Raw genomic sequence first — 24,415 nt, forward strand, 5'->3', positions numbered from 1 at the left:
CGTACTTCCAGTCGCCGACGGCGCCGAACAGGATCGCGTCGGACGCCTTGGCGAGGCTCAAAGTCGATTCCGGCAGCGGGTGGCCGTGGGCCTCATACGCCGCGCCGCCGACCTTGGCCTCTTCCATCTCGAAGGGCAGGTCGAGCACGTTCAGCACGCGGACGGCTTCGGCGACGATCTCGGTGCCGATGCCGTCACCGGGGAGGACTGCGATTTTCATGGTCATGGGAACGTCTTTCGTGAACAGGTTCGGTGCAGGTTCAGCCGACCAGCCGGTGGTTCAGCCACGGCTTGGCGGCCAGCCGCTCGGACTCGAAGGCGCGGATCTTGTCGGCGTGGCGCAGCGTCAGGCCGATGTCGTCGAAGCCGTTGGTCAGGCAGAACTTGCGGAACGCCTGGACCTCGAACGGGATCTCCTCGCCGTCGCCCTTGACCACCACCTGGCGCGGCAGGTCGATCGTCAGCCGGTAGCCGGGGAAGGCGTGGACCTCGTCGAACAGTTTCGCGATCACGCTATCGGGCAGCACGATCGGCAGCAGCCCATTCTTGAAACAGTTGTTGAAGAAGATGTCGGCGAAGCTCGGCGCGAGGATGGCGCGGAAGCCGTACTGGTCCAAAGCCCACGGCGCGTGCTCGCGGCTCGAACCACAGCCGAAGTTCTTGCGCGCCAGCAGCACCGAGGCGCCCTGGTAACGCGCTTGGTTCAGTACGAAGTCCGGGTTCGGCTTGCGCACGACGTGTTCCTGGCCGGGCTGGCCCACGTCGAGGTAGCGCCACTCGTCGAACAGGTTCGGGCCGAAGCCGCTGCGCTGGATCGACTTGAGGAACTGCTTGGGGATGATGGCGTCGGTATCGACGTTGTCGCGGTCCATCGGCGCGACGAGACCTTGGTGAACGGTGAAGGCTTGCATGGCGAAATTCCTTGAATCTGGGCGAGCTGATCGGTCAGGTCAGCCGAGGCGGCGGACATCGACGAAGTGGCCTTCCAGCGCGGCAGCCGCGGCCATCGCCGGGCTGACGAGGTGGGTGCGGCCGCCGGCGCCTTGGCGACCTTCGAAGTTGCGGTTGCTGGTCGAGGCACAGCGTTCGCCCGGCTCCAGCCGATCCGCGTTCATCGCCAGGCACATCGAGCAACCCGGCTCGCGCCACTCGAACCCCGCGGCCTTGAACACCTTGTCCAGCCCTTCCCGCTCGGCCTGCGCCTTCACGAGGCCCGAACCGGGCACGACCATCGCGACCTTGATGTTCGCCGCCACCCGCTTGCCCAGCTTGCGCACGACGGCCGCGGCCTCGCGCATGTCCTCGATGCGGCTGTTGGTGCAGGAACCGATGAAGACCTTGTCCACGTACAGGTCGGCCAGCGCCTTGTTCGGTGCGAGGCCCATGTACTTCAGCGCCCGCTCGATCGCGTCGCGCTTGACCGGGTCGCGTTCCTTGTCGGGATCGGGCACGCGCTGGTCGATCGCCAGCACCATCTCGGGCGAGGTGCCCCAGGTGACTTGCGGGAGGATCTGCGCAGCGTCCAGTTCGACCACGGCGTCGAACACCGCGTCCGCGTCCGATTGCAGCGTGGACCAGTACGCCACCGCCTGCGCCCACTCGACACCGCTCGGCGCGAACGGCCGGCCCTTGACGTACTCGATCGTCTTCTCGTCCACGGCGACCAGCCCGGCGCGTGCGCCCGCCTCGATCGCCATGTTGCACACCGTCATGCGGCCTTCCATGCTCAGCGCCCGGATCGCCGCGCCGCCGAACTCGATGGTGTAGCCCGTGCCACCCGCCGTGCCGATCTTGCCGATGATGGCCAGCACCAGATCCTTGGCACCGCAGCCGAAGGGCAGCACGCCGTCCACCTTGACCAGCAGGTTCTTCGCCTTCTTGGCCAGCAGCGTCTGCGTGGCCAGCACATGCTCGACCTCGCTGGTGCCGATGCCGTGCGCGAGTGCGCCGAACGCGCCGTGCGTCGAGGTGTGGCTGTCGCCGCAGACGACGGTCATGCCGGGCAGCGTCGCGCCCTGCTCCGGGCCGATGACGTGGACGATGCCCTGGCGACCGTCCATGAACGGGAAGTAGGCCGCTGCGCCGAACGCCTTGATGTTGGTGTCGAGCGTGGTGATCTGCTGGCGGGAGATCGGATCCTTGATCCCTTCGTAGCCGAGTTCCCAGCCGGTGGTGGGCGTGTTGTGGTCGGCGGTGGCGACGATGGAACTCGTGCGCCAGACCGGGCGGTTGGCCAGGCGCAGGCCCTCGAACGCCTGCGGGCTGGTGACTTCATGCACCAGGTGGCGGTCGATGTAGAGCACCGAGGTGCCGTCTTCTTCGGTGTGGACGACGTGTTCGTCCCAGAGCTTGTCGTAGAGGGTGCGTCCGGTCATGGGAGGTTCTCGTGCGGTGGAATGGTGGGCGGGATGGTGGGCGGGACGGGCGGGCAAAGGAATTCGACGAAACGGCGCACCACGGCAGGCTGAACCTCCTGCTCACGCACGCCGACGAGGTACTCGCGCTGCGCCCAGGGTTCGTCCAGCGTGATCAGTTTCAACCGGAACAGCCGCGCCAGCCGCTCGGCGACGGCGGATGGCATCAGCGCGATCCCCAGACCCGCCTCGACGAGTTGCGCGATGGCATCGAAGCCGCGCACCTGCATGCGCGTGCGCAGCGGGCGGCCCTGCTCGGTGGCCTGGGCGAGGATCATCTGCTGCAGTGCGGCACCAGTGTGCTGGCCGACGAAATCGAAGTCGAGCAGCTCGGCGAAGCGCACCGACACCCGCGGCGCCAGCCCATGTGCGGCCGGCGTGATCAGCACCAACCGGCCTTCGCGGTAATGCCAGGTCTGCAGCCGCGACTCCAGCAGCGGCGGCACAAAGATGCCCACGTCGGCCGTGCCCTCGGCCACCGAACGTTGCAGCTCCGTGCTGGTCTGGTCTTCGAGCGTGATGCGGATGTCGGGGTGCGCGCGCGCGAAGGCGGCCAGATCGGGCGGCAGGCATTCGGCGATCGCCGACGCGTTGGCGACCACGCGCAGGTGGCCGCGGATGCCATGGGCATATTCGGCCACCTCGTCTTCCATGGCGTGCAGCGCGGCGTGCAGGCGGCGGACGTGGCGCACCAGCGCGTGGCCAGCGGCCGTCAGCTCCACACCGCGGGCACGGCGCGCAAAGAGCTGCACACCGAGCCGGGTTTCCAGGTCACTCAGTCGCTTGCTTGCCGCGGCCAGCGCCAGGTGCTCGCGCTCGGCACCGCGCGTGATGCTGCGTGTCTCGGCGATGGCGAGGACGAGGTTGAGCGTGACGAGGTCGAAGCGCATGGGAGCGCCATCTTGCCCCAAGCCGGCGCGGCCGGTGGTCGGCAATCAACGAGGAAGCCTTCGCTGGACACGAAGGCTCATGCCGGCGCCACCACCACGGGATGGATCCACCGCCGCAGCCGCGGACCCAGCGGGCGCTCGACTCCGCGGTGGATCAGCACCGACACCCCCAGCACCACCACCACCACGCCCGCCAGCCGCAGCCCCAGCCCCAGTCCGGACGGCTTCCACGCCTCCAGCAACAGGTAGCCGATGTTCTGATGCACCAGGTACACCGGGTAGGTCAGCGCGCCGATCCACCGCGTCACCCACGAACCACGCAGCCGCCAGCGCCCCGCCGCGATCCACGCAAACACCGCAAAGCACAGCGTCAGCACCGCGGCCACCACCCAGCCACTGCGCACCGAGCCATCGGCGGCGCCTTTGGCAAGTTCGTCCGGCGCCGTCGCGCGGGCCAGTGTCACCAGGAAGCAGCACCACAGCAGCAGGTACCGCTGGCGCGTCCATCCGGCATGGCGGATACGGTGGAACAGGATCCCGGCCGAGAACAGCGGGGCCCACTGCAGCGCCAGCCACACCTCCGGCAGGTAGACGCGCCGGACAAAATCCGCGATCGACAGCAGCAGCCAGACCACCAGCAATGCCTCGATGCGCGCCAACGCCCCCACCCACAGCACGGCGCCCATCAACAGATAAAACTGGAACTCGACCGCCAGCGACCAGTAGGCACCATCGACCAGCGCCACCCCGAGCGCGTCCGGCAGCCAGTGCATCACCATCGTCAGATTGAGCAGATCGTCACGCAGCCCCACCGCAAACGTCGAAGACGCCAGCGCCCAGACGACACCCGCCGTCAGGCACACGCTGACCCAGTAGGCCGGGTACAGCCGCGCCACCCGCGAGGCGGCAAAGGCACGCACCGTGGCGCCCTGGGCCGAGTGGAAGATCACGTACCCGCTGATGAGAAAGAACAGGGACACGCCCAGGTAGCCGTAACGGGCGATCTCGGCCAGCATGGGGGGTGCCGAATCGGTGATCCAGTCGTCCTGCTGGCCCCGGTAAAGGTAGTGGAAGGCGACCACAGTCGTGCAGGCAATCCCACGCAGAACATCGATTTCGTGCTGGCGATCTTGGCTCATGCACCGAGCCTAGCAACGCACCCGCGCCGCGCCATTGCCCATCGGTGAACTTAAGGCAACTGCAACTCTGCCAAAAGGTGCGCACAAGGCAAGCGAAAAACAAAAACCCCTGACATCGGACGATGTCAGGGGTGATTTGCAGACAAACATGTCTTGGCGGAGACGGAGGGATTCGAACCCTCGATGCACTTTTGGTACATACTCCCTTAGCAGGGGAGCACCTTCGGCCACTCGGTCACGTCTCCGGCGAAGAGGATCGACTATAGCCTAGTTCTTCCTCATTTGCAAACAACGACGCCAGAACTCAAGCGTCCAGGCCAAAAGCCTTGTGCAGCGCACGCACCGCCAGTTCCATGTACTTCTCATCGATCACGACCGAGGTCTTGATCTCGCTGGTGGTGATCATCTGGATGTTGATGCTCTCGTCGCTCAGTGCCCGGAACATCGTCGAGGCCACGCCCGCGTGCGAGCGCATGCCGATGCCGACGATCGAGACCTTGCAGATCTTGGTGTCCCCCACCACGGCAGCCGCACCGAGCGCCGGCACCACTTCGGACTTCAGCAGGTCGAACGCCCGCTGGTAGTCGCTGCGGTGGACGGTGAACGAAAAATCAGTCTTGCCGTCGTGCGAGACGTTCTGGATGATGACGTCCACGTCGATGTTGGCCTCGGCGACCTTGCCCAGGATGCCATAGGCGATGCCGGGCTTGTCCGGCACGCCCAACACGGTCAGCTTGGCTTCGTCGCGGTTGAACGCGATGCCCGACACAACGGCTTGTTCCATCTTCTCGTCTTCCTCGAAAGTGATCAGGGTGCCCGACTGGGCTTCTTCCTCGATGGCGATGTCCCACGGGGTGAAGCTCGACAGCACGCGCAGCGGCACGCGGTACTTGCCCGCAAACTCGACCGAGCGGATCTGCAGGATCTTGGAGCCGAGCGAGGCCATCTCCAGCATCTCCTCGAAGGAGACGGTGGCCAGCCGCTTGGCTTCCGGCACGACCCGCGGGTCGGTGGTGTAGACGCCGTCCACGTCGGTGTAGATCAGGCACTCGGCCGCTTTCATCGCCGCCGCCACCGCCACCGCCGAGGTGTCCGAACCCCCACGGCCGAGCGTGGTGATGTTCATGTCCTCGTCCACGCCCTGGAAGCCGGTGATCACGACCACGCGGCCGGCGTCCAGGTCGGCGCGCACGCGGGCGTCGTCGATGCTCTGGATGCGCGCCTTGGTGTAGGCCGAGTCGGTGCGGATCGGGACTTGCCAGCCGGAGTAGCTGACGGCGTCCATGCCCTCGGCCTGGAGCGCGAGCGACAACAGACCGACCGACACCTGCTCGCCGGTGCAGGCGATCATGTCGAGTTCGCGGGTGACGGACGCGGTCTGGACGGCCGGAGAGACTTCGCGGGCCAGGCCGAGCAGGCGGTTGGTCTCGCCGCTCATCGCGGAGGGCACGACCACCATCTGGTGACCGGCGCGGGCCCACTTGGCCACGCGCTTGGCGACGTTGCGGATGCGCTCGGGCGAGCCCATCGACGTGCCGCCGTACTTGTGAACGATCAAAGCCATGGGGTTGTGGCTCGCTGGGGAGGAGCTGGAGAGTCGAAAAGCTCACGATTTTAGCGGGTTCCAGCGCAACACGCCCCACTGCAGGTGAAGCTCACCCGCCCCCAGCACCGGCCAGCGGGCCTCGACACACACGGGCAGCTCCCGCGACAGCCGGTCCAGCCAGCTCGCCCGCAGCGCCACGCCCGTCGTGCGCCGCCACCACAGGTGCAGCAGGTTGCGCAACCGGGCGCCCCCCAAGGCCACGGCCGCCACCGCATCCAGCCCCTCATCACCCACCGCCACCCGCGCCAGGTCCATCTCGGCCAGCGCCTGCAGGCATTCCGCCGCGTCCTGGGCATGCTGTGCCGCGCGCCCGAGCACCTGCGGCGCCTGCGGAAACGCGGCGGTCAGCGCAGGCCAGACCTCCAGCCGCAGCCGGTTGCGGGCGTAGCGCGGGTCGGCGTTGCTGTCGTCCTCGATGTGCTGCAGGCCGTGGTGCGCGACGTAGGCGTCAATGGCGGCACGGGCATGCGCCAGCCAGGGCCGCCGCCACGTCACCCCCTCGCGCACGACCGAAGCCGGCATCGACGCCAGCCCGGCCGCCCCCGCCCCCCGCAGGGCCTGCAGCAGAAAGGTCTCGGCCTGGTCTTCGCGGTGGTGGGCCAGCAGCACCGTGTCACAGCCGGCCGCATGCGCCATGTCCGCCAGCGCGGCGTAGCGCCCTTGTCGAGCGAGTGCTTCCACGCTGTCGCCCAGAGCGGGTTTCAGGTGCAGATGGCGTGCGTGGAAATGGAGATCGGCGCCCTCGGCACGCCAGCGGTCGCATTGCGCGGCACAGTGGGCGAGCCAATCGTCGGCGTGGCGGCTCAGTCCGTGGTGGACGTGGAGCGCATGCACAGGCGCCGGCTGTCCCGTCGCTTCGGCCACCTGCCGGGCCGCACGCCACGTCGCGTGCAGCAGGGCCACCGAGTCACGCCCGCCACTGCAGGCCACGGCCAGCGGGCGGGGCGTCACGGGCAAACCAGGCCAGGACTCAAGCCTTGGTGTCGGTGTAGCGGCCGTAGCTGCGCAGGCGGTTGTAGCGGTGGTCCAGCAGCTCCTTGGTCGGCAGATCGACCACCTGCCGCAGCGCGTCGTTGAGCGCCCGCTTGAGGAAGGCTGCCATCTGCTTGTGGTCGCGGTGCGCCCCACCGACCGGCTCGCTGACGATCTTGTCGATCAGGCCGAGTGCCTTCAGCCGGTGCGCCGTGATGCCCAGCGCGTCGGCGGCGTCGCTGGCGCGTTCGGCCGTCTTCCACAGGATCGACGCGCAGCCTTCCGGCGAGATGACCGAGTAGACCGAAAACTGCAGCATCAGCACCTGGTCGGCCACGCTGATGGCGAGCGCGCCACCGGAGCCGCCTTCGCCGATGATGGTCGTGATGATCGGCACTTCGAGCTGCGCCATCTCGAAAATGTTGCGGCCGATCGCTTCGGACTGGCCGCGCTCTTCGGCGCCAATGCCAGGGTAGGCGCCGGGTGTGTCCACGAAGGTGAACACCGGCAGGCCGAACTTCTCGGCGACCTTCATCAGGCGCAGCGCCTTGCGATACCCCTCGGGGCGCGCCATGCCGAAGTTGCGGGCGGCGCGCTCCTTGGTGTCGCGGCCCTTCTGGTGGCCGAGCACCATGCAGGCGCGGCCGTTGAAACGGGCCAAGCCGCCGACGATCGACTGGTCATCCGCGAACGAGCGGTCGCCGTGCAGTTCCTGGAATTCGGTGAAGATCTCATGCACATAGTCCAGCGTGTAGGGACGCTGGGCGTGGCGGGCGATCTGCGTGACCTGCCACGGCGACAAGCTGGAGTAGATGTCCTTGGCGAGCTGCTGGCTCTTCTTGGACAGGCGATCAATCTCTTCGGAGATGTCCACCGCCGACTCGTTTTGCACGTAGCGCAGTTCCTCGATCTTGGTTTCGAGTTCGGCGATCGGCTGCTCGAATTCGAGGAAATGTTTTTTGCTCATATGCATTGATCCTCATTGATCCGTCTGGGTCAGTACTTAAGTTTAGTACGTGACGGGCACTGGGTCGAGACTTCGCCAGAGGTACCAGGTGGCCACCGAGCGGTACGGCGCCCACGCGTCGGCGACTTCGCGTGCTTCGGCACGCGAGACCGGCTCGCCACTGAAGTAGTTCAGGCTGATGCCCTTGATCAGGCCGACATCGTCGAGCGGCAGCACGTTCGGGCGCATCAGGTAGAAGATCAGGAACATCTCGGCCGTCCAGCGGCCGATGCCACGGATGGTCACCAGCTCGTCGATGATGGACTCGTCCGGCATGGCGTCCCAGCAGGTCTGCTGCAGGCCGCCCTCGGTGAAATGGCGTGCCAGATCGGACAGGTACTCGGCCTTGCGCGCCGACAGTCCCGCACTGCGCAGCACCGGCACCGGCAGCGCCAGCACCGCCTGCGGCGCCACAAGGTAGCGCGTGCCGACCCCGAGGCCGACGAAGCGGGTCCACACCGACTGCGCGGCCTTGACCGAGATCTGCTGGCCGACGATGGAGCGGGCCAGCGTGGTGAAGGCGTCGCCACGGCTCTGCAGACGCACCGCGCCGAAGCACTCGGTGAGCTTGTTCATCACGCGGTCACGGCGGGCCAGGTGGGCACAGGCGTCGTCCCAGTAGGCTGGCGTGACCAGGGGGGGATCGCCGGCGTCGGGGGTCGAAGGCAAGGCATCGTGCGGATTGCGCATGGGGGCAGCTCGGCTTCGGGACTCAGGCCAGCACCCAGGTCGTGCCTTGGGGGTTGTCCTTCAGGACGATGCCCTGCGCCGCCAGTGCCGCACGGATGCGGTCGGCCTCGGCGAAATTGCGCGCGGCCTTGGCGGCAGCACGGGCCGCGATCCGGGCCTCGATGTCGGACTCGTCCACCGTGGCCGGGCCGGCGCCAGACTGCAGGAACTGCCGCGCCGGCTGCTGCAACACGCCCAGCACGCCGCCCAGGCGCCACAGCAGCGCAGCGGTCTCGGCCGAGCGGCTGCGGTTGACCTCGCCGGCCAGCTCGAACAGCACCGCCACGGCGATCGGCGTGTTGAAGTCGTCGTCCATCGCCGCCTGGAAGCGGGCGGCGGCGGGGTGGGTCCAGTCGATCTCGGCGGGTGCCGTGTCGGGGGCCACGGCATCGAGCGCGGTGTAGAGCCGGCGCAGTGCGCTGCGGGCATCGTCGAGACCGGCGTCGCTGAAATTGAACGGGCTGCGGTAGTGGACGCGCAGCATGAAAAACCGCAGCGTCTCGCCGTCGTAGGACTTCAGCACATCGCGGATGGTGAAGAAGTTGCCCAGCGACTTGGACATCTTCTCGTTGTCCACATTGAGGAAGCCGTTGTGCATCCAGGTCTTCGCGAAGGGCTTGCCGTTGGCGCCTTCGCTCTGGGCGATCTCGTTCTCGTGGTGCGGGAACTGCAGGTCCAGCCCGCCACCGTGGATGTCGAAGGTCTCGCCCAGCAGCGCGCAGCCCATGGCCGAGCATTCGATGTGCCAGCCGGGCCGCCCCGCGCCGTAGGGCGAGGCGTACTTGGCATCCGCCGGCTCCTCCGGCTTGGCGGATTTCCACAGCACGAAATCGAGCGGATCGTCCTTGCCATCGGCCACCGCCACACGCTCGCCGGCGCGCAGGTCGTCGAGCGACTTGCCCGAGAGCTTGCCGTAGCCGGGGAAGCGGCGCACGGCGTAGTTCACGTCGCCATGGCCCGACTGGTAGGCCAGCCCCTTGTCCTGCAGCGTGCGGATCATCGCCAGCATCTGCGGCACGTACTCGGTGGCACGCGGCTCGTGGGTCGGGCGCTCGATGCCGAGTGCGCCGATGTCGGCGTGCATGGCCGCGGTCATCTCGTCCGTGAGCTGGCGGATGGTGATGCCGCGCTCGACGGCACGGCGGATGATCTTGTCGTCGATGTCCGTGATGTTGCGCACATAGGTGACTTGCCAGCCGCTCGCCCGCAGCCAGCGTTGCACCACATCGAAGGCCATCATCATGCGGGCGTGGCCGATGTGGCAAAAGTCGTAGATGGTCATGCCGCACACGTACATGCGCACATGGCCAGGGTCGATCGACTGGAAGTCTTCAAGCGAACGCGTGAGGCTGTTGTGGATACGCAGGGTCATCGCTTCTGTCAGGAGTGCGGGGTGGGCGGGGCAGTATAGCTGCGCCCCATCGGGGCCGGGATGGTGGGTTCGCCCGCGTCCCAAGGGCGGCTCCGGTTTCAAAAAATGCACAATTCAGCCATGTCCTCACACCAGACGCCACGGTTCAACCGGCTGCTGGCGGCCACGCTGGCTGCCGGTTGGCTGCACGCCGCCGGTGCCACCGAGCCGCCCCCGCAGGCGCCCGACCCCCTGCGCACGCAGGCCATGGCATTGGTCGCGCAGCAGCAGGACGCCCAGGCGCTGGCCCTGTTCGAAGCCCGTGTGCAGCGCCAGCCCGGTCAGGCGCAGGCGCTGATCGACCTGGGGGTGGTGCTGGCGCGGCTGGGGCGGCTGCCCGAGGCACGCCAGCGTTTCGACGAGGCCCTGCGCACCAGCCCGCTGCACGCCCTGGCCCACGACAACCTCGTGCAACTCCAGCTCAACATGGCCCGCCACGCCTACGCCGCCGCCCTGCACGCCAGCGATCCGCTGCCCGCCGCCGACAGCGGCCTGCAATGGAGTCCCGATCCGACACCGCTGGCGCCGACCCTGGCCGCCGAGGCGCTGCTGGCCTCGGCCCCGCCGGCCATGGGTGCGGCCGTGCTGTGGACCGCACGGCTCGACCCCATGGCCTGGCTGCGCCCGCTGCTGGCCTCGCTGGCCCTGCTGACCCTGGGCGCCACCGCCTGGGCCGTGAACCGGCGCCTGCCCGCAGTCGTGGACGCCACCCCACCACCGGCCGCCACCGCCTCGCCGCCGGCCACGGTCGCCGTCCCCGAACACGAGCGCGCCGTGCCCGAGGAGCGGCTGATCCAGGTCTACCGCCTGATCGGGCAAGGGCACTGGGCACGGGCACTGGAGGCGGCAGAGGCACTCGTGCGCGACCAGCCACGCTTCACGCTGGCGCAACTCGTCTACGGCGATCTGTTGCTGGCCCACAGCGGCGTCCTGCGCGGTTTCGGGCGTGGCACGGCACAGGCCCCCGGTGGCGGCGCCACCCAGATCGCACCGCTGCAGCTCGAAGCCCGCCAGCGCCTGGCCGCCTGGCAAGCGCCACCGCCGCCGGGCATGGTGCCGCGCGGCGTGCTGCTGCTGCCGGCGTCGGTGCGGCAGGTGGTGGTGGTGGACGGGCTGCGCTCACGGCTGTTCGTGCTGGAGCACCGGGCCGGGCAGCTCGTGCCGACCGCCAGCCTCTACGCCGCCATCGGCCGACTCGGCGTCGGCAAGCAAGACGAAGGCGATCAGCGCACACCGCTGGGTGTCTATGACATCACGGGCCGGCTCGGCAGCCAGCAGGTGGGCGATTTCTACGGTGCGGGCGCCCTGCCGCTGAGCTATCCCAACGAACACGACCGGCGCCTGCACCGCACCGGCGCCAACATCTGGCTCCACGGCACCCGCGCCGACCGCCACGCCGAGGCCCCCTTCTCCAGCAACGGCTGCATCGTCCTGTCCAACCCCGACATGGAGCGGCTGCTGCGCGACCTCGTCCCGCGCCGCACCCCGGTGGTCATCGCGGAGCGACTGGAGTGGATACACCCCAAGTCACTGGCGGACACCCGCAACGCCGCGGTGGCGCTGGCCGAGTCGTGGCGCCAGGCGCGCATGCAGGCCGACCCGTCCCGGTTGCTCGGGCTGTACGCGCGGTCCTTCGACAACGGGCTGCAGGGCTGGGCCGAGTGGCAGCGCCAGCTCGCGAAAGACACCGCCAGCGGCTCCGGCCGGGAGCGCGAGTTGCTCGACCTCACCATCCTGGACAACGCGGACGGCAGCGACGCGCTGTTCATCACCTTCCGCGAAGTGCTGCGCGGCAGTGCCTCCGGAAGCCTGCGCCGGCAGTACTGGGCCCGCGAGCGTGGACAATGGAAGATCTTTTCTGAAGGAGTGTTGGAATGAGTTCATCTCAGCTCGTGCGCGCTGCGGCGGCCCTGGCCCTCGGTCTGGCCCTCAGCGGTGGCGCCAGCGCCGAGAAGGTGCGCCTGACCACGTCGATGGGCGACATCGTCGTGGACCTGGACGCCGCCAAGGCCCCCAAGTCGGTGGCCAACTTCGTCGAGTACGTCAAGGCCGGCCACTACGACGGCACCATCTTCCACCGCGTGATCAGCAACTTCATGGTGCAGGGCGGCGGCATGGAGCCGGGCATGAAGGAAAAGCCCACCCGTGCCCCGATCCCGCTGGAAAGCCGCAACGGCCTGAGCAACACCCGCGGCACGCTGGCGATGGCGCGCACGATGGTGCCGGACTCGGCCACGTCGCAGTTCTTCATCAACGTGAAGGACAATCCCTTCCTCGACCAGCCCAACTCGCAGGACGGCAACGGTTACGCGGTGTTCGGGCGCGTGGTCGAAGGCATGGACATCGTGGACAAGATCCGCGCCGTGCCCACCGGCAACGCCGGACGGCACCAGAACGTCCCCGTCGAGCCGGTCCTCATCAAAAAAGCCTCTCTGGAAAAGTAACAGGAACACTGTCATGGCAGCCCCCCAAGTCGATCTGCACACCACCCTCGGCACCATCCGCATCGAACTCGATGACGCGAAGGCGCCCCTGTCGGCCGCCAACTTCCTCAGCTACGTCAACAGCGGCCACTACGACGGCACCGTCTTCCACCGCGTCATCAAGGGCTTCATGGTCCAGGGCGGCGGCATGGAAGCCGGTCTGAAGCAGAAGCCCACGCAAGGCGAGATCAAGAACGAAGCCAACAACGGCGTGAAGAACGAGAAGTACACGCTGGCGATGGCGCGCACCAACGCGCCGCACTCGGCCACCTCGCAGTTCTTCATCAACGTCGCCAAGAACGACTTCCTGAACTTCACCGCCGAAAACGGATCGGGCTGGGGCTACGCCGTGTTCGGCCGCGTGGTCGATGGCACCGCGGTGGTGGACCAGATCGAGAAGGTCCGCACCGGCAAGCGTGGCTTCCACGACGACGTGCCGGTCGAGGATGTCGTCCTCACCCGCGCCGTGGTCGTGGAGTGAGCCTGACGGTGCCGGTCCAGGTGCTCCATGCCGCGCCGCACTGGCGCTGCGTGGACATCGTCTCCGACCTGCACCTCAGTCTGGACACGCCGCGCACCGCCGCGGCGCTGTCCGGCTACCTGCACACCACCGACGCCGACGCCGTGCTGGTGCTCGGCGACCTCTTCGAGGTCTGGGTCGGGGACGATGTGCTGGACAGCGCGGATGGCTTCGAGTCCCGCGTGCTGCGCCAGTTCGCCGACTGCGCCGCACACTGCACGGTAGCGATGCTGGTCGGCAACCGCGATTTCCTGCTCGGCCCGCGTGCTGCGGCGCTCGCGGGCTGGCAGGTGCTGGACGAGGTCTGCATGCTCGACGCCTTCGGTCGGCGCACAGTGCTGGTCCATGGCGACGCGCAGTGTCTGGCGGACGTGGACTACCAGCGGTTCCGCCGACAAGCGCGTGACCCGGCGTGGCAGCAGCAGTTCCTCGCCCAGCCGCTGGAACGCCGCCGTGACTTCGCGCGCGGACTGCGCGACAGCAGCGAACACCGCAAGCGCACGCTGGGCATGGCCGCCTACCCCGATCTGGACCGTGACGCCATGCGCGATCTCCTGCGCCAGCACCAAGCCACGGCGCTGATCCACGGCCACACCCACCGCCCGGGCGACGAGGCGCTGGGCGACGGGCTGGTGCGCCATGTGCTCACCGACTGGGATCTGGACCACGGCTCAGCCGCCCCCCGCGCCGAAGTGCTTCGCCTGACAGCGGGTGGCGTGCAGCGTGTGCCCTTGTCGCAGGCATGCTGAGGCGCTGGCTGGACGCATGGCAACAGCGGCGCACGCAGCGCGTGCTGACGCAACGCGCCATTCCGGATGACCTGTGGCTTGACACGCTGCGGGCCTATCCCTTCCTGACCCGGCGCCCCCTGCCCGACCTGCTGCGGCTGCGCGAACTGGCAACGCTGTTCCTGGCGCAGAAGGAGTTCAGCACCGCGGAGGGGCTGAGCCTCACGGACGCGATGGCGGTTGCCGTGGCGGCACAGGCCTGCGTGCCCGTGCTGCACCTGCCGGGCGGACTCGATCTGTACGGCGGATTTGTCGGCATCGTGCTGCACCCGCACGAGGTCGTCGTGCAACGTCAGTGGAGCGATGAAGCCGGCGTCGTCCACAGCGGCGACGAGGTGCTGGCGGGCGAGGCCATGGACGGCGGCCCGGTCATGCTGTCGTGGCAGGACGTGCAGATGGCCGGCGAGCGCGACCGGTCCGAGGACGGCTACAACGTCGTGATCCACGAGTTTGCCCATGTGCTCGACATGCACCACGGCAGCGTCGATGGCTGCCCCGCGCTGCCCGACCGGGCGATGCGGACACGCTGGCGCGACGTGATGGCCCGCGCCCTGGTGCAGCACACCACCGAAGTGGACAGCGGACAACCCACCTGGCTCGACCCCTACGCCGCGCAGGGGCCGGAAGAGTTTTTTCCCGTCACTGCAGAAGCATTCTTCGTCGCGCCAGACGGTTTGCGGGCCGAGTTTCCGGAGGTCTACACGCTGCTGAGCGCGTACTTCGGCCAGGATCCGGTGCGCTTCAAGGCATGAGCGCATGAAAAAAGGGCCTTGCGGCCCTTCGGGAGACAACATCCGATCGGGCATCAAGCCGTCGCCGGCTCCGCCTTCGGCTTGTCGCTCTTGTCGCGCGGCTCGATGTCGAGCTGCACTTCACCCGCCTCGTTCACGTCCACCGTCAGACGCCCACCGTCCGTCAGGCTGCCGAACAGCAACTCGTCGGCCAGTGCGCGGCGGATCGTGTCCTGGATCAGGCGCTGCATCGGGCGGGCGCCCATCAGCGGATCGAAGCCCTTCTTGCCCAGGTGCTGGCGCAGCGCATCGGTGAAGGTGACTTCGACCTTCTTCTCGCTGAGCTGGCCTTCGAGCTGCAGCAGGAACTTGTCCACCACGCGCAGGATGATGTCCTCGTCGAGCGAGCGGAAGCTGACGATCGCGTCCAGCCGGTTGCGGAACTCGGGCGTGAACATGCGCTTGAGGTCGCCCATCTCGTCGCCGACCTCGCGCGAGTTCGTGAAGCCGATGGTGGACTTCTGCAGGTTCTCGGCGCCCGCGTTGGTCGTCATGATGATGATGACATTGCGGAAGTCGGCCTTGCGCCCGTTGTTGTCGGTCAGCGTGCCGTGGTCCATGACCTGCAGCAGCACGTTGAAGACATCCGGGTGCGCCTTCTCGATCTCGTCCAGCAGCAGCACGCAGTGCGGCTTCTTCGTGACCGCCTCGGTCAGCAGACCGCCCTGGTCGAAGCCAACGTAGCCCGGAGGTGCGCCGATCAGGCGGCTGACGGCGTGGCGCTCCATGTACTCGGACATGTCGAAGCGCAGCAGGTCGATGCCGAGGATGTAGGCCATCTGCTTGGCCACTTCGGTCTTGCCCACGCCGGTCGGGCCGCTGAACAGGAAGGCACCGATCGGCTTGTCCGGCTTGCCCAGACCCGAACGCGCCATCTTGATCGCGCCGGCCAGCGCGTCGATCGCAGCGTCCTGACCGAACACGACGCTCTTGAGGTCGCGGTCGAGCGTCTTGAGCTTGCTGCGGTCGTCGGTGGTGACGCTGGCGGGCGGGATGCGCGCGATCTTGGCGACGATGTCCTCGACTTCGGTGCGGGTGATGCGTTTTTTCGCCTTGCCCTTCGGCAACACGCGCTGCGCCGCACCCACTTCATCGATCACGTCGATGGCCTTGTCGGGCAGGTGGCGATCGTTGATGTACTTGGCAGAGAGTTCGGCTGCTGCCTGCAGGGCACCCAGGTCGTACTTGACGCCATGGTGCTCTTCAAACCGCGACTTCAGCCCCTTGAGGATCTCCACCGTCTGCTCGACCGTCGGCTCGGCCACATCGACCTTCTGGAAGCGGCGGGACAGCGCGGCGTCCTTCTCGAAGATGCCGCGGTACTCGGTGAACGTGGTCGCACCGATGCACTTGATCTGGCCGGAACTCAGCGCCGGCTTGAGGAGGTTGCTGGCGTCGAGCGTGCCGCCGGACGCCGCACCCGCACCGATCAGCGTGTGGATCTCGTCGATGAACAGCACCGCATGCGGCTGGTCCTTCAACTGCTTGAGCACGCCCTTCAGGCGCTGCTCGAAGTCACCGCGGTACTTGGTGCCCGCCAGCAGCGCGCCCATGTCGAGCGAGTAGACCGTCGATTCGGCGAGCACGTCCGGCACTTCGCCCTGCGTGATGCGCCAGGCCAGCCCCTCGGCGATCGCCGTCTTGCCCACGCCGGCCTCGCCGACCAGCAGCGGGTTGTTCTTGCGCCGGCGGCACAGGATCTGGACCACGCGCTCGACCTCGTGCTCGCGGCCGATCAGCGGATCGATGCGGCCATCACGGGCGGCCTGGTTGAGGTTCTGGGTGTACTGGTCGAGGGGCGAACCCTTGCCGCTGTCGCCGTCGTCCTTCTCGCCTTCCGACGACGCCGACGCGGACTCGCCCGGCGCCTTGGTCGGCTCGGGCGGATCGGACTTGCGGATGCCGTGGGCGATGAAGTTCACCACGTCCAGCCGCGTCACCCCCTGCTGGTGCAGGTAGTAGACGGCGTGCGAATCCTTCTCGCCGAAGATCGCCACCAGCACGTTGGCGCCGGTGACTTCCTTCTTGCCGCTGCCCGTGGACTGCACATGCATGATCGCCCGCTGGATCACGCGCTGGAAACCGAGCGTGGGCTGGGTGTCCACCTCGTCCGCGCCGCCGACCGTGGGCGTGTTTTCCTTGATGAACTGCGTGAGACTCTTGCGCAGATCGTCCAGATTGGCTGCGCAGGCACGCAGGACTTCGGATGCCGACGGGTTGTCCAGCAGGGCCAGCAGCAGGTGCTCGACCGTGATGAACTCGTGGCGCTGCTGGCGCGCCTCGACAAACGCCATGTGCAGACTGACTTCCAACTCTTGCGCAATCATGCGACCTCCATAGTGCACTGCAGCGGGTGCGCCGCTCGCCGTGCCGCTGCCAGAACCAATTCGACCTTTGTCGCTGCGACATCCCGGGTGTAGACCCCGCAGACTGCCCTGCCCTCATGGTGGATCTTCAACATGATCTGGGTCGCAGCATCGATGCCGTGGTGGAAGTGCTCCTGCAGCACCATCACCACGAACTCCATCGGTGTGTAATCGTCGTTGAGCATCACGACTTGATAGGCGCGTGGGGGTTCAACCCGTTGTTGCTGTCGCTCTTCGACGACAGCACCCTGCCCATCGGCAGGCGGGTTGGGGGATTTCGGTATTTCCGGCGGGTGGCTGGCCATGGATGCATTCTATCGGCCGTCCGGATTCCGCGCGCGGGCCTTGGACAAGCCGGTGTGGGTCGAGAGGGTTCCACACCGGCGCGTGCAGCCCCAACAGCGTCACGGCCATGCCCTTGGCACCATCTTCAGATTCTTGACAGCATTTCTAACGATCCTCAAAATCTTGACAAAATTATTGGGATTTTCGTTGGGAAACTGGAGAACAAAACGATGGCTATTGGAATGGTCAAATGGTTCAACGATGTGAAGGGTTTCGGCTTCATCGAACCCGAAGGTGGCGGCGAGGATGTGTTCGCACATTTCTCCGCGATCCAGATGGAGGGATTTCGCACCCTCAAGCAAGGTTCGCAGGTGAGCTACGACCTGATCGACGGACCCAAGGGCAAGCTGGCACAGAACATCTGCGCGCTGCAGCAGCCCTCTTCACCACGGACGGCGCCCCTGGCACAAGCCGACAACCCCAACACCTGAGGCCCACCACTGCACGACAGCACGGCGTCCTTCACCGTGGACGCTGAACCCTGAAACCCCAAAGCCCGCGCAAGCGGGCTTCACCACCTCAGGCGCACCACGCCGCCCAGGTATTCGTCCAGAGCGCATGGCCGAATGCCCACCCCCCCAGCGCCACCAGCACCGCCCCCGCCATCCGCAGCGACAGCGCCGTCCCGGCCGCCGGCACCCAGCGCAGCCACAGCAGCGGCCCGGCCAGCAACCCGAGCGAGCTGGTCAGCGCGAACACCGCCATCACCGCCGCCCCTTCGGCCGGCGTCGAAGCCACCGCCGCCAGCAGCAGCGCCGCGTGCAGCAGCCCGCACGGCAAGGCCGGCCACAACAAGCCCCACGCCGCCGCCCGGACCTCGCCCGGCAGCCGGATGCGGGCCACACCATCGGGCATGGCGGGCGACCCGCGCTGCGTCCGCTCCAGCCACGCCGACAGGCTGGCCGGCAACGCCCCCTTGAGCAGCATCCACACGCCCAGCAGGAACAGCACCGCCTGCAAGCCGCTCCACACCGGCCGCAGCCACGCCGCCGACACCGCCAGCCAGCGCACCCCGCCCACCAGCGCCGCCGCCAGCGCACCCGCCGCCGCATACGCCAGCAGCCGCCCGCTCAACACCCCCGCCACCGCGCCACCCGGTCGATCCGGCTTGCAGCGCCGCGCCACCGCCGCACAGCCCGTGCCGCACATCGCCGCACAGTGCGGCGTACCCGCCAGACCCATCAACGCCGCCGTCAAGAGCAAGGCACCCGTCATCAGATCACCTGGGAAAACCGCTCCCGGCTGCGGTCTGCACGCAGATACCGGTCGAACACCATCGCCACCGAGCGCACGAAATACCAGCCCAGCGGCGTGACCTCCAGCCCGTCATCGTGGAGCGTGACAAGACCATCGCGCGCCAGTGCCTGCAGCGACGCAAGCTCCTGCGTGAAGTACTGCCGCACGTCGATCAGGTGCGCCAGCGCCACCGACTCGTGGCTCAGCCGCCCGTGGCACATGATCGACAGGATCACCGCCCGGCGCACGAGATCATCCCGTGTCAGCGCCAGCCCGCGCACCACCGGCAGCGTGTTCCCCCGCAGCAGGTCGTGGTACTCGTCCAGCGTCTTGGCGTTCTGGCTGTAGATGGCGCCAATCCGCGAAATGGCAGACACGCCCAGCCCGATCAGGTCGCAGTCCGGCTGGGTGCTGTAGCCCTGGAAGTTGCGGTGCAGGCGGCCCTGGCGCTTGGCCTGGGCGAGGCTGTCCTCGGGCAAGGCGAAGTGGTCCATGCCGATGTACTGGTAGCCGTGGCCGACGAAGCCCGCCAGCGCCTGTCCCAGCATCCCCAGCCGATCCGCCGCACTGGGCAACTCGGCCGGGACGATGCGCCGCTGCGGCTTGAAGCGCGCCGGCAGGTGGGCGTAGCCGTAGACGGCGATGCGGTCGGGGCGCAGGCGGGCCACTTGGGCGACGGTGCGCGCGAAGCTCTCGGGCGTCTGGCGCGGCAGGCCGTAGATCAAGTCCACGTTGACCGAATCGAACCCGAGGTCACGGGCGCCATGCACCAGCGCCTCGACCTGCGCATGGGGCTGGGTGCGGTGGACCGCCTGCTGCACGGCGGGATCGAAGTCCTGCACGCCAAAGGAGAGGCGGTTGAAGCCGAGCGACTTCAGCACCACCAGCCGCTCCCGCGTCACGGTGCGTGGATCGATCTCGATGGAGTGCTCGCCCTGGGGCAGCAGCCGCACCCGCGCCGCGATCATCGCCACCAGGGCGCGCAGCTCGTCGTCGCCGAGGTAGGTGGGGGTGCCGCCGCCGAGGTGCAACTGCGACACTGGCGGCGCCTCGCCCAGCGCCTGGCAGACGAGGTCCAGCTCGTGCTCCAGCGCCTTCAGGTAGCGGGCCACATGGCTGTGGTCGCGGGTGACGATCTTGTTGCAGGCGCAGTAGTAGCAGACCGATGCGCAGAACGGCACATGCACGTACACCGACATCGGCGCCCCCGCCCCGCCCACACCGCCCAGCTCGCCGCGCTGGGACAGGGCCTGCGCCAGGTGCCCGGCGGTGAAGGCTTCGACAAACCGGTCGGCCGTCGGGTAGGAGGTGTAGCGCGGCCCGGGCATGTCCATGCGGGCCAGCAGCGCCTCGGTCCATGGCGTGTCACGGGAAAGTGTCGTATGTTCCATGGCAGGGACTGTGCCGACCCGGTCGGCCGCCGACCTTGACGCAGCGCAAGTCTGCTGTACGGCGCCGGCACAAGAATCGCCCTTTCTTGACCATCAGGGTTTCCACCATGCACGACACCACGACCCCACCCCGCCTCGAACCCCTGAAGGTGGCCTGCTCGGCCTGCAACCTGCGTGAGCTGTGCCTGCCCGTGGGGCTGTCGGACGAGGAGCTGGTGTCGCTGGACCACATGATCGGCGCGCGCCGGGCGGTGCGCCGGGGCGAGCGGCTGTTCCATGCGGGCGAGGCGTTCACCGCGCTCTACGCCGTGCGCACCGGATTCTTCAAGACCACCGTGGCCGCCGAGGACGGGCGCGAGCAGGTGACGGGATTCCAGATGGCCGGCGAGCTGCTCGGACTCGACGGCATCAGCACCGACCACCACGCCTGCGACGCCACCGCGCTGGAGGACTCGCAGGTCTGCATGATCCCCTACGGCCAACTGGAGACGCTCTCGCGCGAGTTCACGCTGCTGCAGCACCAGTTCCACAAGATCATGAGCCGCGAGATCGTGCGGGACCACGGGGTGATGCTGCTGCTGGGGTCGATGCGGGCGGAGGAGCGGCTGGCGGCCTTCCTGCTCAACCTGACACAGCGGCTGCAGGCGCGCGGCTTCTCGCACTCGGCGCTGGTGCTGCGCATGACCCGCGAGGAGATCGGCAGCTACCTGGGCCTGAAGCTGGAAACGGTCAGCCGCACCTTCTCCAAATTCCAGGACGACGGACTCCTCGACGTCAAGCAGCGCGACATCCGCATCCTCGACCAGGGCGCGCTGCAGCAGGTCGTGAACGCTGCCAACTGCTGAGCCGCAGCACCGTCACTTCACGCCCCCGGTGGCGGCGTGGTTGCGGCCCTGCATCGCTGGCAGGTGGGCGGCGTCGGTGGCGGTGGTCGTGGTGTCCAGCACGGGGTCGGGGTGCCGGATCGCCAGCCCCAGCGTGACGAAGCTCGCCACCACCACCACCAGCGGCCCGCTGATCACCAGCCAGACCATCTTGTAACGCCACCAGGGCGGGGTCTCGGCGCCCGTGGCGGGGGTCGGGATCGCAGTCGAAGCGGGATGGCGTATGCGTATCGTCATGGAGACTCCTGTGCGCTCAGCGCGGCACGATGAAGGTGGACTTTTCGCGCACCACGGCCGGCGCATGTCCGACCTCGGCGCGCTCGACCTCGAACTGGATGGCGTGCGGGCCGGGGCCGGCCTGGCTGGCGGTCTCGAACCCCGCCTGGACCGCCACCGTCACCCAGCGCGCCTCGGCCGGCCCGACCGCGACCGCCTCGCCCGGCGTCACCACCAGGCCCGGCAGACCGGTGGCGGCGAGGCGGAAACGCTGCGGCTGCTCGGTGGCGTTCATGATCTGCAGGCGGTAGAGGTTTTCGATGCGCCCGTCCTCGGCCTGGCGGGCCAGCGTCGCCCGGTCCCGCACGACATCGACCCGGAACGGCACACGCAGCCACAGGCTCGCCCCCACCGCCCCGACGATCAGCACCAGCACCGCCGTGTAGCCCAGCACCCGCGGGCGCAGCGCCCGGCGCCACATCTGCCCGCGCGTGAGGTGCTGCTGCAGGCTGTTCTGGGTGGCGTAGCGGATCAGGCCGGGCGCGTAGTCCATCTTGTCCATGATGTGGTCGCAGGCGTCGATGCAGGCCGAGCAGCCGATGCACTCGTACTGCAGGCCCTTGCGGATGTCGATGCCGGTCGGGCAGACCTGCACGCACAGGCCGCAGTCCACGCAGTCGCCCAGCCCCTTCGATTTGGCATCGACCTGCTTGCTGCGCGCCCCACGCGGATCACCGCGCTCGGCGTCGTAGCTGATGATGAGCGTGTCCTTGTCGAACATGGCGCTCTGGAAACGCGCGTAGGGGCACATGTACTTGCACACCTGCTCGCGCAGGAAACCGGCGTTGCCGTAGGTGGCCAGGGCGTAGAACAGCACCCAGAAGGCTTCCCATGGACCCAGCCCCAGCCCGAGCACCAGACCCGCGAGCGTGCGGATCGGCGTGAAGTAGCCGACGAAGGTGAAGCCCGTCCACAGCGAGAACAGGAACCACACGCCCTGTTTGCCGCCCTTGCGCAAGACCTTGTCCGTTGTCCACGGCCCGGCGTCGAGGCGCATGCGCTGGGCGCGGTCGCCCTCGAAGTGGTGCTCGATCCACAGGAAAATCTCGGTGTAGACCGTCTGCGGGCAGGCATAGCCGCACCACAGCCGCCCGGCCACCGCCGTGAACAGGAACAGCGCATAGGCCGAGACGATCAGCAACCCCGTCAGGTAGATGAAGTCCTGCGGGTAGAGCACCAGGCCGCCAATGTAGAACCGCCGCGCGAGCAGGTCGAACAGCAGCGCCTGCCGGTCGTTCCACAACAGCCAGGGCGTGCCGTAGAAGACGATCTGCGTGGTCCAGACCATCGCCCAGCGCCAGCGGGCAAAGACCCCCTGCACCGACCGCGGGTAGATTTTCTGCGTCTTCTGGTACAGCGAGATGGTCTTCACCACCGGCTCGCCGGCGGCCGGGGTCGTCATGGCTGCGCACCCTTGTGCGACAGGCTCCAGACATAGGCCGCCAGCACCTGGATCTGCTCGGGCGAGAGCCGCGCCGCATGCGCCGGCATGGCGTTGGTCTTGCCACCGTTGACCATCGCGGTGATCGCCGCCTCACCCCAGCCATGCAGCCAGACCTTGTCGGTCAGGTTGGGCGCGCCCAGGGCTTGCGTGCCCTTGCCGTCCGCGCCGTGGCAGGCTGCGCACACACCGAACCTGGTCTTGCCCAACTGGGCGGCGATCGAGTTGTGCGGGCTGCCCGACAGGCTCAGCACGTACTGCGCGACGTTCTTGACATCCTCGGCCGAGCCGACCGCCGCGGCCATCGGCGGCATCATGCCCTGGCGCCCTTCCGCGATGGTCCTGGCGATGTAGTCCACGCCCGTGCCGCCCAGCCAGTCGTCATCGGTCAGGTTGGGAAAGCCCTTGCTGCCCTTGGCGTCCGAGCCGTGGCAGCCGGCACAGTGGTTGAGGAACAGCCGCTCGCCGATGCCCATGGCCTGCTGGTCCTGGGCCAGTGCCTCCGGAGCCATCGTGGCGAAGCGGGCGTACAGCGGCGCCATGGTCTGGCGGGCCTTGGCGTGCTCGGACGCCAACTGACCGGCGGAGGACCAGTTCAGCGTGCCCTTGGCGGTGCCGAGTCCGGGATACAGCGCCAGGTAGACCGCCGCGAACACGACGGTCAGCACGAACAGGCCCACCCACCAGCGCGGCAGCGGGTTGTTCATCTCGCGCAGGTCCACGTCCCAGGTGTGGCCGGTGGAGTTGTCGTCGGCCATGGCGGTGCGCTTGCTCGCCACCAGCAGGATGAACAGGCAGAACGCGAGTCCGCCCACGGTGATCGCGATCACGTACCACGACCAGAAGCTGGATGTGAAGTCACTCATGGGTGCCTCCGTTGGATGCGTTGGATGCGTTGGATGCCTTGTGTTGGTCGTCGTCCAGGAACGGAAGCGCAGCGGCTTCCTCGAACCCGGAGCGGTTGCGGCTGGCATAGGCCCAGGCGACGATGCCCAGGAACAGGAGGAAGAAACCCACAGTCGCGAAACTGCGCAGGTCATTGACGATGTCCATGTCGCCTCCCGCTCACTTGACTGTCGCGGCTGCGGCGGCCGGACCCTTGCCCGCCGTACCGAGCACCTGCAGGTAGGCGATGACGGCGTCGAGTTCGGTCTTGTCCTTGACACCGTCGGCGGCCTTGGCGATCTCGTCGTCGGTGTAAGGAACGCCGACCTTGCGCAGCGCAGCCATGTTGGCGCCGATGCCGGCGTTGGCGGGCGCCTTGTCGAGCCACGCATACGACGGCATGTTGGACTCGGGCACCACGTCGCGCGGGTTGTTCAGGTGGATGCGGTGCCACTGGTCGCTGTACTTGCCGCCGACGCGGTGCAGGTCCGGACCGGTGCGCTTGGACCCCCACTGGAAAGGGTGGTCATAGACGAACTCGCCGGCCTTGGACGCATCGCCGTAGCGCAGCGTCTCGGAGCGGAAGGGGCGGATCATCTGCGAGTGGCAGTTGTAGCAACCCTCGCGCAGGTAGACATCGCGCCCGGCGAGCTGCAGCGGCGTGTACGGCAGCAGTCCCGCGACCGGCTGGGTCGTGGAGGTCTGGAAGAACAGGGGGACGATCTCGACCAGACCACCGAACAGGATGGTGACCAGGGTCAGGACGATCATCAGGAAGTTGCTGGTCTCGATCTTCTCGTGACCGGACACGGGGCGGTTGGCGTTGGCTTGGGCCATGGTGT

General features: G+C 67.8%; 26 protein-coding genes and 1 tRNA gene. 7 read left to right on the top strand and 20 right to left on the bottom strand.

What is annotated here, in order from left to right; translation table 11 throughout:
* From QZW52_RS05440 to cysS, 11 genes are all read right to left on the bottom strand, one after another.
* Window positions 1-220: isocitrate/isopropylmalate family dehydrogenase (locus tag QZW52_RS05440; protein WP_293996188.1), on the bottom strand; the 220-nt coding region annotated here is incomplete at its 3' end.
* A gap of 40 nt (window positions 221-260) precedes the next feature.
* Window positions 261-911, bottom strand: a complete 651-nt coding sequence (gene leuD / locus QZW52_RS05445) for a 3-isopropylmalate dehydratase small subunit (RefSeq protein WP_293996111.1) — start codon at window positions 909-911, stop codon at window positions 261-263.
* Between the two features lie 39 nt (window positions 912-950).
* Window positions 951-2,375: a 3-isopropylmalate dehydratase large subunit gene (gene leuC, locus QZW52_RS05450; RefSeq protein WP_293996113.1), complete on the bottom strand. Its 1,425-nt coding sequence runs from the start codon at window positions 2,373-2,375 to the stop codon at window positions 951-953.
* Window positions 2,372-3,304: a LysR substrate-binding domain-containing protein gene (locus QZW52_RS05455; protein WP_293996115.1), complete on the bottom strand. Its 933-nt coding sequence runs from the start codon at window positions 3,302-3,304 to the stop codon at window positions 2,372-2,374. Before QZW52_RS05455 ends, leuC begins: the two co-directional genes overlap by 4 nt.
* 77 nt (window positions 3,305-3,381) lie before the next feature.
* On the bottom strand, window positions 3,382-4,443 hold the full coding sequence (locus QZW52_RS05460) for an acyltransferase family protein (RefSeq protein ID WP_293996117.1): 1,062 nt from the start codon (window positions 4,441-4,443) through the stop codon (window positions 3,382-3,384).
* Window positions 4,444-4,597: 154 nt separating this feature from the next.
* Window positions 4,598-4,688: transfer RNA gene (locus QZW52_RS05465), tRNA-Ser, on the bottom strand.
* Window positions 4,689-4,747: 59 nt separating this feature from the next.
* Window positions 4,748-6,007 (bottom strand): aspartate kinase, encoded by a 1,260-nt coding sequence (locus QZW52_RS05470; protein WP_293996121.1) that lies wholly within the window; start codon window positions 6,005-6,007, stop codon window positions 4,748-4,750.
* A gap of 42 nt (window positions 6,008-6,049) precedes the next feature.
* On the bottom strand, window positions 6,050-7,000 hold the full coding sequence (gene tilS, locus QZW52_RS05475; protein WP_293996123.1) for a tRNA lysidine(34) synthetase TilS: 951 nt from the start codon (window positions 6,998-7,000) through the stop codon (window positions 6,050-6,052).
* A 19-nt stretch (window positions 7,001-7,019) separates the two neighbouring features.
* Window positions 7,020-7,988 (bottom strand): acetyl-CoA carboxylase carboxyltransferase subunit alpha, encoded by a 969-nt coding sequence (locus tag QZW52_RS05480; RefSeq protein WP_293996125.1) that lies wholly within the window; start codon window positions 7,986-7,988, stop codon window positions 7,020-7,022.
* 42 nt (window positions 7,989-8,030) lie between these two features.
* A complete protein-coding gene (locus QZW52_RS05485) occupies window positions 8,031-8,717 on the bottom strand; it encodes a DNA-3-methyladenine glycosylase family protein (protein WP_293996127.1) in 687 nt (228 codons plus the stop codon).
* 22 nt (window positions 8,718-8,739) lie between these two features.
* A complete protein-coding gene (gene cysS / locus QZW52_RS05490; RefSeq protein ID WP_293996129.1) occupies window positions 8,740-10,128 on the bottom strand; it encodes a cysteine--tRNA ligase in 1,389 nt (462 codons plus the stop codon).
* Window positions 10,129-10,248: 120 nt separating this feature from the next.
* On the opposite strand from cysS, the gene QZW52_RS05495 reads away from it, so the two are divergent.
* Genes QZW52_RS05495 through QZW52_RS05515 form a run of 5 tightly spaced genes read left to right on the top strand, consistent with a single transcriptional unit; the run spans window position 10,249 to window position 14,710 of the window.
* A complete protein-coding gene (locus QZW52_RS05495) occupies window positions 10,249-12,045 on the top strand; it encodes a L,D-transpeptidase family protein (RefSeq protein WP_293996131.1) in 1,797 nt (598 codons plus the stop codon).
* Entirely contained in the window at window positions 12,042-12,611 is a 570-nt protein-coding gene (locus QZW52_RS05500; RefSeq protein ID WP_293996133.1) for a peptidylprolyl isomerase, read from the top strand. The genes QZW52_RS05495 and QZW52_RS05500 overlap by 4 nt, the downstream gene beginning before the upstream one ends.
* Before the next feature lie 13 nt (window positions 12,612-12,624).
* The gene (locus tag QZW52_RS05505; protein ID WP_293996135.1) at window positions 12,625-13,131 is read left to right on the top strand and encodes a peptidylprolyl isomerase; all 507 of its coding nucleotides are present in this window, start codon (window positions 12,625-12,627) and stop codon (window positions 13,129-13,131) included.
* Window positions 13,128-13,919, top strand: coding sequence for a UDP-2,3-diacylglucosamine diphosphatase (locus QZW52_RS05510; protein ID WP_293996137.1), 792 nt, complete (start codon window positions 13,128-13,130; stop codon window positions 13,917-13,919). Before QZW52_RS05505 ends, QZW52_RS05510 begins: the two co-directional genes overlap by 4 nt.
* Window positions 13,913-14,710 carry a M90 family metallopeptidase gene (locus tag QZW52_RS05515; protein ID WP_293996139.1) on the top strand — a complete coding sequence of 266 codons (798 nt, stop codon included), beginning with the start codon at window positions 13,913-13,915 and terminating at the stop codon, window positions 14,708-14,710. Before QZW52_RS05510 ends, QZW52_RS05515 begins: the two co-directional genes overlap by 7 nt.
* Before the next feature lie 53 nt (window positions 14,711-14,763).
* On the opposite strand, the gene clpA is transcribed toward QZW52_RS05515, so the two are convergent.
* Complete coding sequence (clpA, locus tag QZW52_RS05520; protein WP_293996140.1) at window positions 14,764-17,076, bottom strand: ATP-dependent Clp protease ATP-binding subunit ClpA; 2,313 nt, start codon at window positions 17,074-17,076, stop codon at window positions 14,764-14,766.
* On the bottom strand, window positions 17,073-17,420 hold the full coding sequence (gene clpS / locus QZW52_RS05525; protein ID WP_293996142.1) for an ATP-dependent Clp protease adapter ClpS: 348 nt from the start codon (window positions 17,418-17,420) through the stop codon (window positions 17,073-17,075). The genes clpA and clpS overlap by 4 nt, the downstream gene beginning before the upstream one ends.
* Before the next feature lie 210 nt (window positions 17,421-17,630).
* Between clpS and QZW52_RS05530 the strand changes: the two genes are divergently transcribed.
* Window positions 17,631-17,891, top strand: coding sequence for a cold-shock protein (locus tag QZW52_RS05530; protein ID WP_293996144.1), 261 nt, complete (start codon window positions 17,631-17,633; stop codon window positions 17,889-17,891).
* Between the two features lie 88 nt (window positions 17,892-17,979).
* Here the strand turns inward: QZW52_RS05530 and QZW52_RS05535 are convergent, their stop codons facing one another.
* Together QZW52_RS05535 and hemN are read right to left on the bottom strand one after the other, a co-directional pair.
* Complete coding sequence (locus tag QZW52_RS05535) at window positions 17,980-18,675, bottom strand: sulfite exporter TauE/SafE family protein (RefSeq protein ID WP_293996146.1); 696 nt, start codon at window positions 18,673-18,675, stop codon at window positions 17,980-17,982.
* Complete coding sequence (gene hemN / locus QZW52_RS05540) at window positions 18,675-20,087, bottom strand: oxygen-independent coproporphyrinogen III oxidase (protein WP_293996148.1); 1,413 nt, start codon at window positions 20,085-20,087, stop codon at window positions 18,675-18,677. The genes QZW52_RS05535 and hemN overlap by 1 nt, the downstream gene beginning before the upstream one ends.
* Window positions 20,088-20,194: 107 nt before the next feature.
* Between hemN and fnr the strand changes: the two genes are divergently transcribed.
* Window positions 20,195-20,932 carry a fumarate/nitrate reduction transcriptional regulator Fnr gene (gene fnr, locus QZW52_RS05545; protein ID WP_293996150.1) on the top strand — a complete coding sequence of 246 codons (738 nt, stop codon included), beginning with the start codon at window positions 20,195-20,197 and terminating at the stop codon, window positions 20,930-20,932.
* A gap of 12 nt (window positions 20,933-20,944) precedes the next feature.
* Here fnr and QZW52_RS05550 read toward each other — a convergent pair whose 3' ends face one another.
* The 5 genes from QZW52_RS05550 to ccoO are packed head-to-tail and all read right to left on the bottom strand — an operon-like array spanning window position 20,945 to window position 24,410.
* Window positions 20,945-21,208: a hypothetical protein gene (locus QZW52_RS05550; RefSeq protein WP_293996194.1), complete on the bottom strand. Its 264-nt coding sequence runs from the start codon at window positions 21,206-21,208 to the stop codon at window positions 20,945-20,947.
* 16 nt (window positions 21,209-21,224) lie between these two features.
* A complete protein-coding gene (gene ccoG, locus QZW52_RS05555; protein WP_293996152.1) occupies window positions 21,225-22,649 on the bottom strand; it encodes a cytochrome c oxidase accessory protein CcoG in 1,425 nt (474 codons plus the stop codon).
* On the bottom strand, window positions 22,646-23,554 hold the full coding sequence (ccoP, locus tag QZW52_RS05560; protein ID WP_293996154.1) for a cytochrome-c oxidase, cbb3-type subunit III: 909 nt from the start codon (window positions 23,552-23,554) through the stop codon (window positions 22,646-22,648). The genes ccoG and ccoP overlap by 4 nt, the downstream gene beginning before the upstream one ends.
* Entirely contained in the window at window positions 23,547-23,741 is a 195-nt protein-coding gene (locus QZW52_RS05565; protein WP_293996156.1) for a cbb3-type cytochrome oxidase subunit 3, read from the bottom strand. Before QZW52_RS05565 ends, ccoP begins: the two co-directional genes overlap by 8 nt.
* A gap of 12 nt (window positions 23,742-23,753) precedes the next feature.
* Window positions 23,754-24,410, bottom strand: a complete 657-nt coding sequence (gene ccoO, locus QZW52_RS05570) for a cytochrome-c oxidase, cbb3-type subunit II (RefSeq protein WP_293996158.1) — start codon at window positions 24,408-24,410, stop codon at window positions 23,754-23,756.
* Window positions 24,411-24,415 lie beyond the last annotated feature (5 nt).

The sequence above is a fragment of the Sphaerotilus sp. genome, assembly GCF_013299175.1.
In the GTDB taxonomy this organism is placed as follows: domain Bacteria; phylum Pseudomonadota; class Gammaproteobacteria; order Burkholderiales; family Burkholderiaceae_C; genus Sphaerotilus.

Excerpts from the sequence above, each read along its gene's own strand:
- leuD (WP_293996111.1), bottom strand. The coding sequence starts at position 911 with ATGCAAGCCTTCACCGTTCACCAAGGTCTCGTCGCGCCGATGGACCGC.
- leuC (WP_293996113.1), bottom strand. The coding sequence starts at position 2,375 with ATGACCGGACGCACCCTCTACGACAAGCTCTGGGACGAACACGTCGTC.
- QZW52_RS05455 (WP_293996115.1), bottom strand. The coding sequence starts at position 3,304 with ATGCGCTTCGACCTCGTCACGCTCAACCTCGTCCTCGCCATCGCCGAG.
- QZW52_RS05460 (WP_293996117.1), bottom strand. The coding sequence starts at position 4,443 with ATGAGCCAAGATCGCCAGCACGAAATCGATGTTCTGCGTGGGATTGCC.
- QZW52_RS05470 (WP_293996121.1), bottom strand. The coding sequence starts at position 6,007 with ATGGCTTTGATCGTTCACAAGTACGGCGGCACGTCGATGGGCTCGCCC.
- QZW52_RS05480 (WP_293996125.1), bottom strand. The coding sequence starts at position 7,988 with ATGAGCAAAAAACATTTCCTCGAATTCGAGCAGCCGATCGCCGAACTC.
- QZW52_RS05485 (WP_293996127.1), bottom strand. The coding sequence starts at position 8,717 with ATGCGCAATCCGCACGATGCCTTGCCTTCGACCCCCGACGCCGGCGAT.
- cysS (WP_293996129.1), bottom strand. The coding sequence starts at position 10,128 with ATGACCCTGCGTATCCACAACAGCCTCACGCGTTCGCTTGAAGACTTC.
- QZW52_RS05495 (WP_293996131.1), top strand. The coding sequence starts at position 10,249 with ATGTCCTCACACCAGACGCCACGGTTCAACCGGCTGCTGGCGGCCACG.
- QZW52_RS05500 (WP_293996133.1), top strand. The coding sequence starts at position 12,042 with ATGAGTTCATCTCAGCTCGTGCGCGCTGCGGCGGCCCTGGCCCTCGGT.
- QZW52_RS05505 (WP_293996135.1), top strand. The coding sequence starts at position 12,625 with ATGGCAGCCCCCCAAGTCGATCTGCACACCACCCTCGGCACCATCCGC.
- QZW52_RS05515 (WP_293996139.1), top strand. The coding sequence starts at position 13,913 with ATGCTGAGGCGCTGGCTGGACGCATGGCAACAGCGGCGCACGCAGCGC.
- clpA (WP_293996140.1), bottom strand. The coding sequence starts at position 17,076 with ATGATTGCGCAAGAGTTGGAAGTCAGTCTGCACATGGCGTTTGTCGAG.
- clpS (WP_293996142.1), bottom strand. The coding sequence starts at position 17,420 with ATGGCCAGCCACCCGCCGGAAATACCGAAATCCCCCAACCCGCCTGCC.
- QZW52_RS05530 (WP_293996144.1), top strand. The coding sequence starts at position 17,631 with ATGGCTATTGGAATGGTCAAATGGTTCAACGATGTGAAGGGTTTCGGC.
- QZW52_RS05535 (WP_293996146.1), bottom strand. The coding sequence starts at position 18,675 with ATGACGGGTGCCTTGCTCTTGACGGCGGCGTTGATGGGTCTGGCGGGT.
- hemN (WP_293996148.1), bottom strand. The coding sequence starts at position 20,087 with ATGGAACATACGACACTTTCCCGTGACACGCCATGGACCGAGGCGCTG.
- fnr (WP_293996150.1), top strand. The coding sequence starts at position 20,195 with ATGCACGACACCACGACCCCACCCCGCCTCGAACCCCTGAAGGTGGCC.
- QZW52_RS05550 (WP_293996194.1), bottom strand. The coding sequence starts at position 21,208 with ATGACGATACGCATACGCCATCCCGCTTCGACTGCGATCCCGACCCCC.
- ccoG (WP_293996152.1), bottom strand. The coding sequence starts at position 22,649 with ATGACGACCCCGGCCGCCGGCGAGCCGGTGGTGAAGACCATCTCGCTG.
- ccoP (WP_293996154.1), bottom strand. The coding sequence starts at position 23,554 with ATGAGTGACTTCACATCCAGCTTCTGGTCGTGGTACGTGATCGCGATC.
- QZW52_RS05565 (WP_293996156.1), bottom strand. The coding sequence starts at position 23,741 with ATGGACATCGTCAATGACCTGCGCAGTTTCGCGACTGTGGGTTTCTTC.
- ccoO (WP_293996158.1), bottom strand. The coding sequence starts at position 24,410 with ATGGCCCAAGCCAACGCCAACCGCCCCGTGTCCGGTCACGAGAAGATC.